Origin of the sequence: Ramlibacter alkalitolerans, from assembly GCF_016722765.1 — a bacterium.
GTDB classification, from domain to species: Bacteria; Pseudomonadota; Gammaproteobacteria; order Burkholderiales; family Burkholderiaceae_C; genus Ramlibacter; species Ramlibacter alkalitolerans.
On record NZ_JAEQND010000003.1, the window covers coordinates 210,440 to 225,455 of the forward strand.

At 70.0% G+C, this 15,016-nt stretch carries 7 protein-coding genes; 1 reads left to right on the forward strand and 6 read right to left on the reverse strand.

The features are described 5' to 3' along the window. Positions 1 to 22: 22 nt before the first annotated feature. Entirely contained in the window at positions 23 to 946 is a 924-nt protein-coding gene (locus JI746_RS06385) for a LysR substrate-binding domain-containing protein (RefSeq protein ID WP_201687967.1), read from the forward strand. Between the two features lie 171 nt (positions 947 to 1,117). Here JI746_RS06385 and glgA read toward each other — a convergent pair whose 3' ends face one another. The 6 genes from glgA to glgB are packed head-to-tail and all read right to left on the reverse strand — an operon-like array spanning position 1,118 to position 14,860. Beyond that, complete coding sequence (gene glgA, locus JI746_RS06390) at positions 1,118 to 2,608, reverse strand: glycogen synthase GlgA (RefSeq protein WP_201687968.1); 1,491 nt, start codon at positions 2,606 to 2,608, stop codon at positions 1,118 to 1,120. After that, positions 2,605 to 7,674, reverse strand: coding sequence for a malto-oligosyltrehalose synthase (locus JI746_RS06395; RefSeq protein ID WP_201687969.1), 5,070 nt, complete (start codon positions 7,672 to 7,674; stop codon positions 2,605 to 2,607). The genes glgA and JI746_RS06395 overlap by 4 nt, the downstream gene beginning before the upstream one ends. Further along, complete coding sequence (gene treZ / locus JI746_RS06400; RefSeq protein ID WP_236599615.1) at positions 7,671 to 9,476, reverse strand: malto-oligosyltrehalose trehalohydrolase; 1,806 nt, start codon at positions 9,474 to 9,476, stop codon at positions 7,671 to 7,673. The genes JI746_RS06395 and treZ overlap by 4 nt, the downstream gene beginning before the upstream one ends. A gap of 20 nt (positions 9,477 to 9,496) precedes the next feature. Then, positions 9,497 to 11,677: a glycogen debranching protein GlgX gene (glgX, locus tag JI746_RS06405; protein ID WP_201687971.1), complete on the reverse strand. Its 2,181-nt coding sequence runs from the start codon at positions 11,675 to 11,677 to the stop codon at positions 9,497 to 9,499. Next, positions 11,674 to 12,975, reverse strand: a complete 1,302-nt coding sequence (gene glgC / locus JI746_RS06410) for a glucose-1-phosphate adenylyltransferase (protein WP_201687972.1) — start codon at positions 12,973 to 12,975, stop codon at positions 11,674 to 11,676. Before glgC ends, glgX begins: the two co-directional genes overlap by 4 nt. Beyond that, positions 12,962 to 14,860, reverse strand: a complete 1,899-nt coding sequence (gene glgB / locus JI746_RS06415; protein WP_201688187.1) for a 1,4-alpha-glucan branching protein GlgB — start codon at positions 14,858 to 14,860, stop codon at positions 12,962 to 12,964. The genes glgC and glgB overlap by 14 nt, the downstream gene beginning before the upstream one ends. Positions 14,861 to 15,016 lie beyond the last annotated feature (156 nt).

Here is a 15,016-nt window from a genome sequence, read left to right on the forward strand (position 1 = left end):
TGTACATGGGACAATCGGCCGCATGCAGGATCTCAACGACATGCTCTTCTTCGCGGAAGTGGTGGACCGCGGCGGTTTCGCGGCGGCGGGCCGGGCGCTGAACCTGCCCAAGTCCAGGCTGTCGCGCCGCATCGCCGACCTGGAAGGCCGCCTGGGCGTGCGCCTGCTGCATCGGACCACCCGCAAGCTGTCGCTGACGCCCGCCGGCGAGATCTACCACCGCCACTGCGTGGCCATGCGCGAGCAGGCCGAGGCGGCGGAGGAGGCCGTGCTGCACGTGCAGACGGAAGCGCGCGGCACCGTGCGCATGACGTGTCCCGTGACCCTGGCGCAGACCACGATCGGGCCGCTGATCCCGCGCTTCCTCGCCGCCCACCCGCAGGTGCGCATCGACATGCAGGTCACCAACCGCGTGATCGACCTGGTGCAGGAAGGCGTGGACATCGCGCTGCGGGTGCGCGCCAACCTGGATGACAGCGGCTCGCTGGTGATCAAGAACCTGGGGCAGACACACGGGGTGCTGGTGGCCAGCCCGCAACTGCTGCAGCGCTTCGGCGCACCCGCGAACCCTGAAGAACTGCATCACCTGCCGACGGTGGCCATGACGGCCGCCGACGGTCGCGCGACGATGCACCTGCTCGGGCCGCGCGCGGCGGAATTCGAGTTGCAGCACCATCCGGTCTATACCGCCGACGACCTCATGACGCTGAAATTCGCGCTGCTGCAGGGCGTGGGCATGTGCGTGCTGCCCGACTACCTGTGCCGCGCCGAAATCCAGCGCGGCGAACTGGCCGCCGTGCTCCCGGGCTGGGAGCCGCGCACGGCGATGGTGCTGGCGGTCTATCCCTCGCGGCGGGGGATGGTGCCCGCGGTGCGGCGGCTGCTCGATTTCCTCGGCGAGAACATGGTGGGCGAGCGGATCGTGGGCGAGCAGGGGTCTGCGTAGGCTGGTGGTTGCGTAGGCTGGTGGTGGAGCGAAGCGCAACCCCAGCGCTGCGCGCAAGCGCTGGGGTTCCCGGCGCGCTCCGCGCGCGGTCACCGCCAGCCTACGGATTCGCGTCGCGCGCGATCACCGCGTCAACCACGGCATTCGCGCAGTGCGCGGCCAGCGCCCGAATTACGGCACGGTGACTTCGCTCGCCGTCCCCCCATTCGCCAGCACGCTCGCGGCCTGGTACACCTCCAGGTACTGCAGCGCGCTGTCCTCCCAGCCGAACTCGCGCGCCATGCCGTTGGCCTGGATGCGGTGCCACTGCCGGCCCTGTTTCCAGGCGGCCAGTGACCGCACCAGCGCATCCTCCAGGCCGGCGGCGTCGCAGGACCGCATGACGAAGCCGGTGCCGTGCTCCGGGTCCGCCGTGGCATCGGTCACCGAGTCCAGCAGCCCGCCGACCGGCGCCACGATCGGCGGCGTCCCGTAGGCCTGGCTGTACATCTGGTTCAGTCCGCAGGGCTCGAAGCGCGAAGGCATCAGGAAGGCATCGGCACCGGCCTCGATCAGGTGCGCCAGTCCTTCGTCGAAGCCGAGCGTCACCGACACCTGCTTCGGATGCCTGCGCGCCGCCTCGCTCAGCGCGGCCTGCAGCTCCGGCGCGCCCTGTCCCAGCACCACGAGCTGGCCACCGGCCTGGACGAGGCCGGGCAGCGTGGCGAGCACGAGGTCGATCCCCTTCTGCGCGGTGAGCCGGCTCACCACCGCGAACAGGGGTGCCGTCTTGTCCGTGGCCAGGCCCACCCGCTGCTGCAGCACCGACTTGCACTGCGCCTTGCCCTTCATCGCATCGCGGCTGAAGCGCTGCGGCAGCAAGGCATCCTGCGCCGGATCCCACAGCTGGCGGTCGATGCCGTTCAGGATGCCGCGCAGTCGGGAGGCGCGCGCGCGCAGGATGCCGTCGAAGCCGACGCCGAAGGCCTCGGTCTGGATCTCGCGCGCATAGGTGGGGCTCACGGTGGTGATCGCATCGGCGAACTGGATCCCGGCCTTGAGCATCGACAGGTCGTTCCAGAACTCCACGCCTTCCATGCCGCGCCAGTGGTGCGGGATGCCCAGCGCATCGGCGTCGCCCATGGGGAAGACGCCCTGGAAGGCGAGGTTGTGGATGGTGAGGATGCTGGCGGCCGTGCGCTCGTGCGGCGCGATCATGCGCGACTGCGCCAGGTACAGGGGCGCCAGGCCGCAGGGCCAGTCGTTGGCATGCACCACGTCGGCCGTCCAGCCGCGCAAGGGCGAATGCACGGTGCCGAGCTGCGCCGCCACGCGCGACAGCAGGCCGAAGCGCATCGCGTTGTCCAGGTAGTCGCGGCCGTTGGCATCGACATACGGACCGCCGGGGCGCTGGTACAGGGCCGGGCAGGCCAGCAGCAGCAGCGTGACGCCGTTCTCGGTCTTCACCGGCACCAGCTGCGCGGCCGGCCAGTGGCTGTAGGCCGGCAGGTCCACGCCGTCGCCGATCTCGCCGCTGACCTTCATGCCGCGGTACGCGGGCATCAGCAGGTGCACGTCGTGGCCCAGTTTCGCCAGCATCGCCGGCAGCGCCGCGCTGACGTCGCCGAGGCCGCCGGTCTTCACGTACGGCGCGCACTCGGGCGTCGCGAACAGGATCTTCATGCGCCTTCCTCCGCTTGCGCCACCAGCACCGCGAACGGCAGCCCGCCGGCACCGGCGAACAGGTCCTGCAGGGGCAGGGTGGCTTCCTCCGTGCCGGCGACCGTGCTGTCCTGGCCGGTGAGCCAGTTGCGCCAGCGGCGAAAGCGCCGGATGCTGCCTTCGCTGCCGATGCGCAGCAGGGTGTCCTGCCACAGCGCCGGCGACCAGTTCTCGTCGTCGCCGTCGCACAAGGTGCAGGTCAGGCGGGCTGCCACCACCAGCACGGCGTGGCCGTCGCAGAGCCGGGCGAAGGCCAGCGCGTGTTCCTCCGCCGGGCCCTCCACGGCCAGCTGCACGTAGCTGCCCTGGCGGAACAGCTCCCTGCGCTCGCGCCGCAGGGCCAGCAGGCGCCACGTCACGAGCTGCTTGATGCGGCCGTCGGCGGCGTTGGCGTGCAGCGTCTTCCAGTGTTCCGCCATGGGCCAGCCCTGGCGGTACAGGGCCTCGACGGCCTCGAGAGAATGCGCCAGGGCCTGGTAGTCGACCGGGCGCCGGTTGTCCGGGTCCACCAGGCTGAAGTTCCATTGCTCGCAACCCTGGTACACGTCCGGCACGCCGGGGCAGGTGAACTTGAGGGCGAGCTGCGCCAGGCTGTTGCGAAAGCCGAAGGGCGCGATGCGCTCGGTGAACTTCTGCAGTTCGTCGGCGAACGGGTTGGGGCCGGCGCGCAGCACGCCGTCGACGTAGCGCTCCACCGCCGCCTCGTACTCGCTGTCGGGGCAGACCCAGGTCGTGTGCAGCTTGGCCTCGCGCACCGCCTTCTGCATGTAGGCCTGCAGGCGCTGGCGCAGGTCGGCGCGCTGCTGGTCGTCCGGCGGCTGCGCCGGCCACAGGCCGGCGAGGGTCTGGAACAGCAGCCAGATGTCGTTGGTGGAGGGCCAGGTGCCCTTGGGCGTGCGGGTCACATAGAGCTGCGCCCATTGCGACAGGCGCAGCAGGCAGTCCTCCCACTGCGCGGGGAGTTCCGACAGCACGTTCAGGCGGGCGCGCAGGTCCTCGCCGCGCTTGCTGTCGTGGGTCGACGTGCCGAGCAGGCAGTGGGGCCGGTCGCGCTGGCGCTTCTGGTTGGCGTAGTGGAAGGCCGAGACCGACACGCCGAAGCTGCGCGGCTCGCTGCCCACCTCGTTGAGCGACAGCAGCGGCACGTAGCGGTAGAAGGCCGTGTCCTCCATGGCCTTGGCCGTCACCGGCGCGGTGAACTGCTGCCAGCGGGCCAGGAAGCGCCGCCGCTCCTCGCGCTCCATGTGCTTCGCCTCGCCTTCGCCGAGCAGCACTTCCCGCAGGTACTCCAGCACCGTCGTTTCCGATGCGCCGAGCCGCCGCTGGGCGCTGGCGATCGCCCAGTCCAGGTGGCGGCGGTCCATCTCGCTGGCGGCTTCGTCCACCCGCAGGTAGGTGCGGTAGACCGGGAAGGCGGCCGCGACTTCGGCCATCGCCCAGCGCAGGCGGTTGCGCGTGAAATCACAGCGCCGCCGGTTGCCGCGCGTGAGCCGGTGCAGCGCGTGCGCCAGCCAGTTCAGCTCCGAGTACAGCGAGGTCTCGATGATCAGCTTCTTGCACTGGTACACGACCTCCTCGAACTCCGTCTCCTGCCCGGTGAAGGCTTGGTAGGCGGCGAGGATCGCGTTCTCGTTGCGCGCGTGGACGAAGACGCCGTTGACCAGCGTGCCGAAGCGGTAGCCGGTGTCGCCGTGCACCGGCCAGGTCTCCGGCAGCGATTCGTGTTCGGCCTGGATCTTCTCCACCACCAGGTAGAGCGCGCGCGGCTGGCGGCCGCCGACCTCGGCCTGCGCGACGTAGCGCGCCTGCAGCTGCTCGAAGTACGCCTGCGGATCGCTCAGGCCGTCGGGATGGTCGATGCGCAGGCCGGAGAGCTGGCCGTCCTGCAGCCAGTGCAGCACCTTGCGGTGCGTGGCGTCGAAGACCTCCGGCCGCTCCATGCGCAGCGCCGCCAGCGTGTTGACGTCGAAGAAGCGGCGGTAGTTGACGTCGTCGCTCGCCACCCGCCAGTCGGCCAGCCGGTAGGCCTGGGCCGCGATCAGCTGCTCCAGCGCATCGAAGCTGGCGGCCTCGCCGGGCTGGCCGTTGAGCCGCTGCACGCACGCCTCGATCCAGCGGGCCAGCCACTCGTTGCGCGCGGCCAGGCGCGCCAGCTGCCGCTTGTAGACGCCGCTGTCGCGCACGCGCGCCCTGCGCACTTCCGGGTCCGCGTCGTCGCGCGAGGGCAGGCGGCCGAAGGCATCGAGCAGCGCCTCGACCACCGCATGGCTGTCGCCTTCGCTGTCGTCGCGCGCCGGCGGTGCGGGCAGGGCGGCGAAGATCTGCGGATAGCTGCTCGGGTCGAGCGGGAACCGGTGCGCCCAGTAGCGCAGGCCGAACTCGCCGCTTTCCGCCTCGAAATGCAGCTGGATCTCGCCGGCTTCCAGCACCTTGCCGAAATGGTCGCCCAGCACCGGCAGCAGCACGCGGCCGGCCATCTCGGGCTGCGCCGGCTTCCATTCGATGTCGAAGGTGTCGGCGTGCGGCGAGGCGCGGCCATGTTCCAGCACGTCCAGCCACCAGGCGTTGTCGGCCTCCAGCACGCCCATGTGGTTGGGCACGATGTCGAGGATCTGCCCCATCCCGTTGCGGCGCAGCGCCAGGCACATGCGGGCATGCGCCGGCTCGTCGCCCACCTCGGGATTGAGTTCGCCGTGGTCGACGATGTCGTAGCCGTGGGTGCTGCCTGGGCGCGCCCGCAGGTAGGGCGAGCTGTACAGGTGGCTCACGCCCAGCGCCTTCAGGTACGGGATGGCCTGGGTGATGTCCTCGAAGGTGCAGCCCTTGTGGAACTGCACGCGGTAGGTGCCGCAGGGGATGCTGGCCGTGTCGAGCGAGGGCAGCTCCAGCGGGGCTTCGTCCAGCGGCTGTGGGCCGCTGCGCTCGGCCCGCAGCACCGCGGCGAGCGAGGCCCAGCGCGCATCGCTGGCCAGGCCTTCGACGCTGACCGACAGCTTGCGGCGCCAGTTGGGGAAGCGGTCTTCGGTGGTGCCGGGCACGTTCACCTGCAGCAACTGGCCGGTCACGTCTTCCAGCTGCACCCCCACCAGCCAGCACGGCGTGCGGGCGAGGTAGGCATACACGGCATCGACGAGGGCCTGCGAGGCATCGGGCAGGGACGTCGGTTGAACCGAGGTGCCCGGAGGCAGCAGGTCCTCGCGCTGCAGGGCGAGCAGCAGGTGCGCGCGGTCCTGCGCGCGGGAGAGCACCTGCTGGCCGTGGGCGGCCTCGTCGGGATAGAGCTGCAGCTTCGCCGCCAGTTCGATGTCCTCGCCCAGCCAGAAGCCGCGCAGCGTCGGCAGGTCGTGCGTGCTGACCACCGCCAGCGCCTTGGTCTGCCACTGCGAGGGCCGCCGGAAGCTCCCGTCTTCCTCGCGCTCGAACAGCAGCGGCTTGTACGACAGGAGGTTGCCTTCTCGCATGTGCTCGCGCATGCGCGGCGCCACGTTGCCCAGGTCCTCGCCGATCACCATGCACTGGTGGCGCTGGCTTTCCAGCGCCAGCACGCCCATCAGGTCCTCCAGCGGATAGTCGACGTAGGTGCCGCCGTCGGGGCCGGTCCAGAACAGGCGCATGAGCGCCATCACGTGGTCCAGCCGCAGCGCGCCGCTGTGGCGCATGTTGGCGCGCAGCGTGTCGATGAAGGGCTGCAGGCGGGCCTGCTTCAGGCGCTGCGGGCTCCAGGGCGGCAGGCCCCAGTCCTGTCCGGTGGGCGCGAGCGGATCGGGCGGCGCGCCGGCATGCATGCCGTGGGCGAACATCCCGTGCTCGACCCAGGTCTCGGCGCCGCCGCCGTTCACGCCGACGGCGAGGTCGCAGTACAGGCCGATGCCCATCCCGCGGGTGCGCGCGTAGCGCTGGCACGACTCGAGCTGCACTTCGGCCAGCCACTGCAGCCAGAAGCGGAAGCGCACGTCGGAGGCGTGTTCCTCGGCGAAGGCGCGCACGGCGGGGGCGTCGGGATCGCGCAGGTCGTCCGGCCAGGCCGGCCAGCCCCACACGCCGGGGTCCTGCGCGGACAGGTGGTCCTGCAGCGCCTCGAACAGGGCATGGCGGCCCAGCGTGTGCTCGCGCTCGCGCATGAACGACAGGAAGTGCGCACCGCGCGAGCGGTCCTTGTCCAGTTCGTGACGCTCGAAGTGGCGCCAGAGGATGCGCAGGACCTCGTTCTTGGCCGCCGCGACGCCGGGGTAGTCGACCATCTCGGCTTCGCGCAGCGCCCGCAGGCGTTCCTGGAAGCCATCGGACTGCACCTTCTGCACCGCCTCCTCGCAGCCGCCCAGGTCGACCAGCGTCTGCACGTCGAGGTAGATCGGATTGAGCGCCTTGCGGCTGGAGGGGCTGTAGGGGCTGGCCGCGGCGGGGTTGTGCGGGAACAGGGCGTGCAGCGGGCTCAGGCCGATGAAGGACGCGCCCTGGTGCGCCGCCGCGTCGCACAGGCGGCGCAGGTCGCCGAAGTCGCCGATGCCCCAGTTGCGCGAGGAGCGCAGGGCATAGGGCTGGATGGTGCAACCCCACCAGCGCGCGCCCTGCTGCAGTTCGGGCGCGACGTGGCAGGCCTTGGGCGCGATCACGACGCGGCAGTGTTCCTGGGCCGGGGCGCCCGCCAGCGTGAGGCGGTAGTAGCCGGGCGCGAGCCCCTCGGGCAGTGCGATCGCCGCCTGCTGGTAGCTGCGCTGCAGCTCGCCGCTGGCGACCTCGCTGCCGTTGTCCTCGTGGGCGAGGCGCCAGTGCGCCGCGGTGCTTTCGTGGCTGGTCCAGCGCAGTTCGACGCGGTTGCCTTCGCGCGCCACGTGCACCGGCGGCAACCCGAGGTATTGCGGTGGGCTGGCGTGGCCATCGCCCGCCATCGCGGCGACGGCCCGTTGCAGCACCACCGGCGGCACCACTTCCTCCTTGCCCCAGAAGCCGTGGTAGCGGTCGGCCACGCCGAGCCGGCGCGCCTGTTCTGCCAGCGAGGTGGAGTCCGTCTCCACGACTGCGCTCATAGCGTGATTTCCTCCCCGAGTGTCCAGCGCGCCGACCACGCCGGCCAGGTGCCGCGCGGCGTATTCGCCGGGCAGCGGTGCGCGAACACGCATTGCGCCTCCACGGGCCCCAGGTGCTGCGGCTCGACCTGCAGCGCGGCTGGCCCGAGATTCAATTCCAGCGACAGCATCTGGCCGTCGGAATAGCGCCATTGCACCGCGAGACCGCGCTCGCCGATGCGTTGCGCGGAATGCTTGCCCGTCAGCAGCAGGTGCTGGCGCGGGGTGATGCACTTGCGGCGCGCCACCAGCGCGGCGCGGATCGCTTCCAGCCGCTCGCGGCCGCCGTGGCTGCGGGCCTGCGCCGCATCGGGCCGGCTGGCGTCGAAGCTTGCGCTGCTGCACGGGTCCGGCAGGTCGGCGGCCTCCCCGTGGCCGAATTCGCGCTTGCGCCCCTCCTGCACGGCGCGGCGCAGTTCGCCTTCCCAGTCGGCGAAGTAGAGGAAGGGTTCGGCCGCGCCCCACTCCTCGCCGAAGAACAGCATCGGGATCGCCGGGGTGAGCAGCGCCAGCAGCGTCGGCAGGGCCGAGGCCTCGGGCGGCACGAGCTGCGCGAGCCGTTCGCCGCGCGCGCGGTTGCCGACCTGGTCGTGGTTGTGCGCGAAGTTCACCAGCGCCGGCAAGGGCTGCGGCGGCGCGGCCTGCACCACCTCCCGCGCGCCGCCTTCCCTGCGCTTCGATCCTTCGAACACCATGCCGTGCGTGAACGAGCGGGCCAGCAGGTCCATCGGCGAATCGCCGTAGTCGTGGTAGTAGCGATGGGTCTCGCCCGTCAGCGCCACGTGCAGGACGTGGTGGAAATCGTCGTTCCACTGGCCGTCGAAGCGCCCCGGCTGCGGGCCGGGGGCGAGATGCGCGTAGCCGTTGTCCTCGTTCTCCAGCACCAGGTGCACGTGGCGGCCGTGGGTCGCCTTGCGCACGCGCTCCGACAGCTCCTGCAGCACGTGCACCGGGCCGTCGTCGTGGATCGCGTGGACGGCGTCCAGCCGCAGCCCGTCGAAGCGGAATTCCTGCAGCCAGTAGAGCGCGTTGTGGATGAAGAAATCGCGCACCTGCCGGCTCTCGGGGCCGTCGAAGTTGATCGCCGCGCCCCACGGGCTGCCCTTGGTCTTCGAGAAGAAGCCCGGCGCATACAGCGACAGGTAGTTGCCGTCCGGCCCGAAGTGGTTGTAGACGACGTCCAGGAACACCATCAGGCCCAGGCGATGCGCCTGCTGCACGAAATGCTTCAGTTCGTCCGGCGTGCCGTAGGCATCGTGCGGGGCGAAGGGCAGCACGCCGTCGTAGCCCCAGCCGAAGCGGCCGGCGAAGTTGGCGACCGGCATCAGTTCGACCGCCGTGACGCCCGTGTCCGCGAGGTGCTGCAGGCGCTCGGCGGCCGCCTCGAAAGTGCCTTCCGGCGTGAAGGTGCCCACGTGGAGTTCGTACAGCACGGTCTCGTTCCATGGCCGGCCGGTCCAGCCGGTGTGGTCCCATTCGAACTGCTTCGGGTCGACCACGCAGCTCGGGCCGTGCGGGCCTTGCGGGTTCTGGCGCGAGGCCGGATCGGGCACCAGCTGCCCGCCGTCGATGCGCCAGCGGTACAGCGTGCCGGCGGTCGCATGCGGCACGTGGCATTCCCACCAGCCCTCGGCGTCGGCCTCGGCCGGGTGGATCTCGGGCGGCGCGCTGCCGCGATCGATGGCCACGTCGGCCATCCTGGCACCGGGGCCCCACAGCCGGAACGTGACGCCGCCGTTCTCGATGCGGGCGCCGAAAGGCATTTCATGTTGGCAGCGCAAGGTCACTCCTCCACCGGCTGCGTGAGCAGGGCCATCGAGTGGGCCAGCAGTTCCAGTTTGTCGTTCGCGCGCAGGCTGCGCGCCTCCTCGGGGTCGAAGAAGCCTTCGGGGGTGTAGACGCGCAGCGCCCAGTCGCCGTGGTGGCCGGTTGCTTCGGGCACCGTGAAGGTCACGTCCTCGCCCGTGGCATTGAAGGCCAGCAGCACGGACTGGCGCGATCCGTCCTGCGCCGGCGGTGCGAAGCGCGCATCGAGCACGGCGGCGATGCAGCGCACCGCCGGGTTGGTCCATTCCTCGCCCGTCATCTCCTTGCCCCACACGCTGAACCAGACAATATCGCGCCGGCGGTCGTGGTCGGGGCGACCGCTGAGCCATTTCGGCTGCCGCAGCACCGGCAGTTCGCGGCGCAGGCGCGTCATGGCCGCGGTGAAATCGATCAGCGGGTCCTGCAGTCGCTCCTCGCTCCAGTCGAACCAGCTCACCGGGTTGTCCTGGCAATAGGCGTTGTTGTTGCCGCCCTGCGTGCGGCTCATCTCGTCGCCGCCCAGCAGCAGCGGCACGCCGCGCGAGGCGAACAGGGTGGTGAGGAAATTGCGTTTCTGCCGCTCGCGGAAGGCCAGGATCTCGGGATCGTCGGTCGGGCCCTCGGCGCCGCAGTTCCAGCTGCGGTTGTGGCTTTCGCCGTCGCGGTTGTCCTCCGCGTTGGCCTCGTTGTGCTTGTCGTTGTAGCTCACGAGGTCGTTGAGCGTGAAGCCGTCGTGCACGGTGATGATGTTCACGCTGGCGCGCGGCGTGCGGCGCGAATGCGAGTAGACGTCCGCCGAGCCGCACAGGGCCGCCGCAAAGTCTCCCAGGCTGCCCTCCATGCCGCGCCAGTAGTCGCGCACGCGGTCGCGGTACTGGCCGTTCCACTCGCTCCAGCCTTGCGGGAAGCCGCCGACCTGGTAGCCGTGGTCGCCGAGGTCCCAGGGTTCGGCGACCAGCTTGGCGCGCTTGAGCACGGAGTCCTGCGCGATGGCCGACAGGAAGGGCCCGCGATGGTCGAAGCCGCCGTGGCCGTTGCGCGCGATGGCGGGCGCGAGGTCGAAGCGGAAGCCGTCCACGTGCATCTCCTCCACCCAGTAGCGCAGGCTGTCCATGATCAGCCGCAGCATGGCCGGGTGGCTGGCATTCAGCGTGTTGCCGGTGCCGGTGAAGTCCATGTAGTGCCGGTGGTCCTCGGTCAGGCGGTAGTAGCTGCGGTTGTCGATGCCCTTGAAGCAGAGCGTGGGCCCCAGGTGGTTGCCCTCGCAACTGTGGTTGTAGACGACGTCCAGGATCACCTCGATGCCGGCGGCGTGCAGCGCCTTCACCATGTGGCGGAACTCGTTCACGTCCTCGCCGGAAAGATAGCGTGGATCGGGGGCGAAGAAGCCGATCGTGTTGTAGCCCCAGTAGTTGGCCAGGCCCAGCTCGATCAGGCGGCGTTCGTCGTTGAAGGCCTGCACCGGCAGCAGTTCGACGGCCGTGACGCCCAGCCGCTGCAGGTGCGCGATGGCCGGTTCGCTCGCCATCCCGGCGAAGGTGCCGCGCAGCGGCTCCGGCACGTCGGGCATCTGCCTGGTGAAGCCGCGCACGTGGACCTCGTAGAAGATGCTGTCTTCCATGGGCGTGTCCGGATGCCGGTCGTCGCCCCAGTCGAAGTGCGGATCCACGACGATGCACTTGGCGGCCTGGGCCGCGTTGTCCGCGTGGTCGATGTGCAGGTCGCGCTTCTCGTGCCCGAGCGGATAGGCGTACTGCCAGGGCGCGCCGCGCAGCGGGCGGTCGATCGCCTTCGCGTACGGGTCCAGCAGCAGCTTGTGCGGGTTGCAGCGCCAGCCGTGGTGCGGGTCGTAGGGGCCGTGCACGCGCAGGCCGTAGCGCTGGCCCGCCTGCAGCCCCGGGACGAAGCCGTGCCACACGTCGTCGCTGCGCGCGGGCAGGGCGATGCGCCTTTCCTCCTGGTTGCCGCCGGCGTCGAACAGGCAGACCTCGACGCGCTCGGCGGCGCTGGCATGGACGGCGAAATTCACGCCGCCCTCGCAAAGGGTGGCGCCCAATGGCCACGGCCGCCCGGCGGGACAGGCGGCCGTGGGCCCGGCTGGCGCCGGTGGACTGCTGGGGCGGTGCGAGCGGGTTTTGCCGACGGCTTGCGCCGTCATGCAAGCACCTCCATCCTCGGCACCGCTTCGCCGAACTGCGCCGCTTCATCCAGCGGCGCCAGGAAGGGCGAGCGGGCGCGCACGCGCGCCGGGTACGAGCCCGCGGGCACCACCACGATGCCGGAGGGCGTGACCGGGAAGCGCCGGCGGTCCTGCTCCAGGTCGAAGCCGATGCGCTCGTCGGGCGGGATGTCGTTGTCCTGGTCGATGATCGCGTTGCGGACCTGCGCGCCGCGGCCGATGCGCGAGCGCTCCATGACGATGCAGTGCTCCAGCCGGGCGCCGCGCTCCACCAGCACCGAACGGCGCAGCATCGCGTGATCGAGCTCGGCGCCGTCGATGATGCTGCCCGAGCCGACCACCGAGCGGTTGATCACGCCGTTCTCGATCTGCGCCGATTCGGCCTGGTCGGGGCTGGCGTAGATCGGCCAGCGGCGGTTGGTCATGCGGAACTTCGGCTGCGCGCCCAGCGTGTCGAAGTGCGCCTGGTAGTAGGCGTCGATGGTGCCGACGTCGCGCCAGTACGCGTGCTCCTCGTACGGCTCGGTGCCCGGGATCTCGTTGGTGGCGAAGTCGTAGGCCACCAGCTTGTGGCTGTTCACCATCGAGGGCAGGATGTGCTTGCCGAAATCGGTCTCGCCGCTTTCGTGCATGCGCTTCAACTGGCGCAGCAGCACGTCGGCGTTGAAGATGTAGTTGCCCATGGAGGCCAGCGCGTGGGTGCGGCTGCCGGGCATCGGCTGGGTGGTCTTCGGCTTTTCCTTGAAGTCGACGATGCGGTGGTTGTCGTCGATGTGGACGATGCCGAACTGGTCGCACTGGTCCAGTTCCACCGGGATGGTGGCCACGCTCGCGTGGGCGTTGCTCTTGATGTGGAAGTCGATCATCTGCCGCACGTCCATGCGGTAGATGTGGTCGGCGCCGAACACGGCCACGATGTCGGGCTGCATGCTCTCGATCAGGTGGATGTTCTGGTAGACCGCGTCCGCCGTGCCCTGGAACCAGGCCGGCCCGTGCCGCATCTGCGGCGGCACCACCGTGATGAAGTGCTGCGGGATGAAGCGCGCCATGGTCCACGACTGGCGCACGTGCTCGATCAGCGACTGCGACTTGTACTGCACCAGCAGGTAGATCGAGTAGATCTCCGAATTCACCAGGTTGGACAGGACGAAGTCGACGATGCGGTGCTTGCCGTTGAACGGGACGGCCGGCTTGCACCGGTTGGCTGTCAGCGGGTGCAGGCGGGAGCCTTCACCGCCGGCCATGACGAAGGCCAGTACGTTTCTATTCGCGGGCATGAGGGACTTCCTGGATCTGGTTGGTAAGCGGGCGGTTCGAGAGGATCACGGTGCCCAGCGGGGGCACGGTGACGAGGGCGCTGGCCGGCCAGCCGCCCACGGGATGGGCGGTGGCAGTCACGCGCCCCAGGTTGCCGACGCCGCTTCCGCCATAGAAGGCAGCGTCGCTGTTCAGGATCTCGTGCCAGGTCCCCGGCTCGGGCATCGCCACGCGCAGCGCCTGCCGCGGCTCCGGGGTCATGTTGCAGATCACGACGGCCATGTCCTCTTCGGACCGGCCGCGCCTCAGGAAGGTCAGGAGGGTCGTCTCGTGCCGCTCGCAAGGCAGCCAGCTGAAGCCGCCAGCGTCGAAGTCGTTGCAGTGCAGGGCCGGCAGGCGCCGGTAGGCCCCGTTCAGGTCCGCCACCCAGCGTGCCAGGCCCGCGTGGTAGGGACGCGCCCAGAGGTGCCAGTCCAGCGTGCGCTCGTGGTGCCACTCTTCCACCTGCCCGAACTCGCCGCCCATGAACAGCAGCTTCTTGCCGGGGTGGGCCCACATGTAGCCATAGAGGTTGCGCAGGCCGGCGAAGCGCTGCCACTCGTCGCCGGGCTGCTTGCCGATCATGCTGCCCTTGCCGTACACGACCTCGTCGTGCGACAGCGGCAGGATGAAGTTCTCGTGGAAGGCGTAGACCAGCGAGAAGCGGATGTCGTCGTTGTGCCAGTGGCGGTAGAAGTGCGGCCGCGACGTGTAGCGCAGCGTGTCGTTCATCCAGCCCATGTTCCACTTCATGCCGAAGCCCAGGCCGCCGAAATCCACCGGGCGCGACACGGCCGGCCAGGCGGTGGACTCCTCCGCGATCATGTGCACGTCCGGGAAGTGCGCGTAGACGGTGGTGTTCAGGTCCTGCAGGAAGCGCACGGCCTCGTGGTTCTCGCGGCCGCCGTGCTGGTTGGGGATCCACTCGCCGTGCCGGCGCGCGTAGTCCAGGTACAGCATGGAGGCGACGGCGTCCACGCGCAGGCCGTCGAAGTGGTACTTCTCCAGCCAGAAGAGGGCGTTGGAGATCAGGAAGTCGCGCACCTCGTAGCGGCCGTAGTTGAAGATCAGGCTGTTCCACTCCGGGTGGAAGCCGCGCCGCGGATCCTCGTGCTCGTACAGCGCCGTGCCGTCGAAGCGCGCCAGCGCGTGGGGGTCGGCCGGGAAGTGCGAAGGCACCCAGTCGAGGAACACGCCGATGCCCTGCTGGTGCAGCGTGTCGACGAAGGCCATCAGGTCCTGCGGCGTGCCGTAGCGCGAGGTGGGCGCGAAGTAGCCGGTGGTCTGGTAGCCCCAGGAACCGTAGAACGGATGCTCGGTGATCGGCATGAGCTCCACGTGCGTGAAGCCCATGTTGTGGCAGTGCGTGGCCAGGCGGCTGGCGAGGTCGCGGTAGTTGAGGAAGCGGCCATCCTCCTCGCGCTGCCAGGAGCCGAGGTGGACCTCGTAGATGGAGATCGGCGCCTGCTGCGACTGGCGCTGCCAGCGCGTCTGCATCCACTCGTGGTCGCCCCACTGGTGCGACAGGTCCCAGATCTGCGAGGCCGTGCCGGGGGCGGCCTCCATGCGGAAGGCGTACGGGTCGGCCTTGTCCATCCAGTGGCCCCACGGGTTCTGGACGCGGTACTTGTAGCAGTCCCCGGGCCGCGCGCCCTCGAGGAAGCCGGTCCAGCGACCGCTGCCGTCCTCCACGCGGTGCAGGGGCTGGCAGTTCCAGTGGTTGAAGCTGCCGATCACGCCCACGTTGCGTGCATTGGGCGCCCAGACGGTGAACCACGCGCCCTTCTCGGTGCAGTGCGCGCCCATCACCTCGAACTGTCGATGGTGGTGGCTCGCTCTGCGCTGGACCGGAGGCTCGGGCCGCATGGTGGGCGGGGTGGTGTTCTCCTCGTGCTGTAGGTGGGGCTTCATGGCCTGCGTCGTTTTCGACCGGCAATTCTGGATTCCGGCAGGCTCTGGCGGTGAAGGATGCACCGACCAAGCGACGTAGGCGGGAACCTACACACGGACCAGAAGGAAGTC

What these genes read in the sequence shown, in the direction of transcription:
- JI746_RS06385 (WP_201687967.1), top strand. Translation starts at nt 23, where the DNA reads ATGCAGGATCTCAACGACATGCTCTTCTTCGCGGAAGTGGTGGACCGC.
- glgA (WP_201687968.1), bottom strand. Translation starts at nt 2,608, where the DNA reads ATGAAGATCCTGTTCGCGACGCCCGAGTGCGCGCCGTACGTGAAGACC.
- JI746_RS06395 (WP_201687969.1), bottom strand. Translation starts at nt 7,674, where the DNA reads ATGAGCGCAGTCGTGGAGACGGACTCCACCTCGCTGGCAGAACAGGCG.
- treZ (WP_236599615.1), bottom strand. Translation starts at nt 9,476, where the DNA reads ATGCCTTTCGGCGCCCGCATCGAGAACGGCGGCGTCACGTTCCGGCTG.
- glgX (WP_201687971.1), bottom strand. Translation starts at nt 11,677, where the DNA reads ATGACGGCGCAAGCCGTCGGCAAAACCCGCTCGCACCGCCCCAGCAGT.
- glgC (WP_201687972.1), bottom strand. Translation starts at nt 12,975, where the DNA reads ATGCCCGCGAATAGAAACGTACTGGCCTTCGTCATGGCCGGCGGTGAA.
- glgB (WP_201688187.1), bottom strand. Translation starts at nt 14,860, where the DNA reads ATGCGGCCCGAGCCTCCGGTCCAGCGCAGAGCGAGCCACCACCATCGA.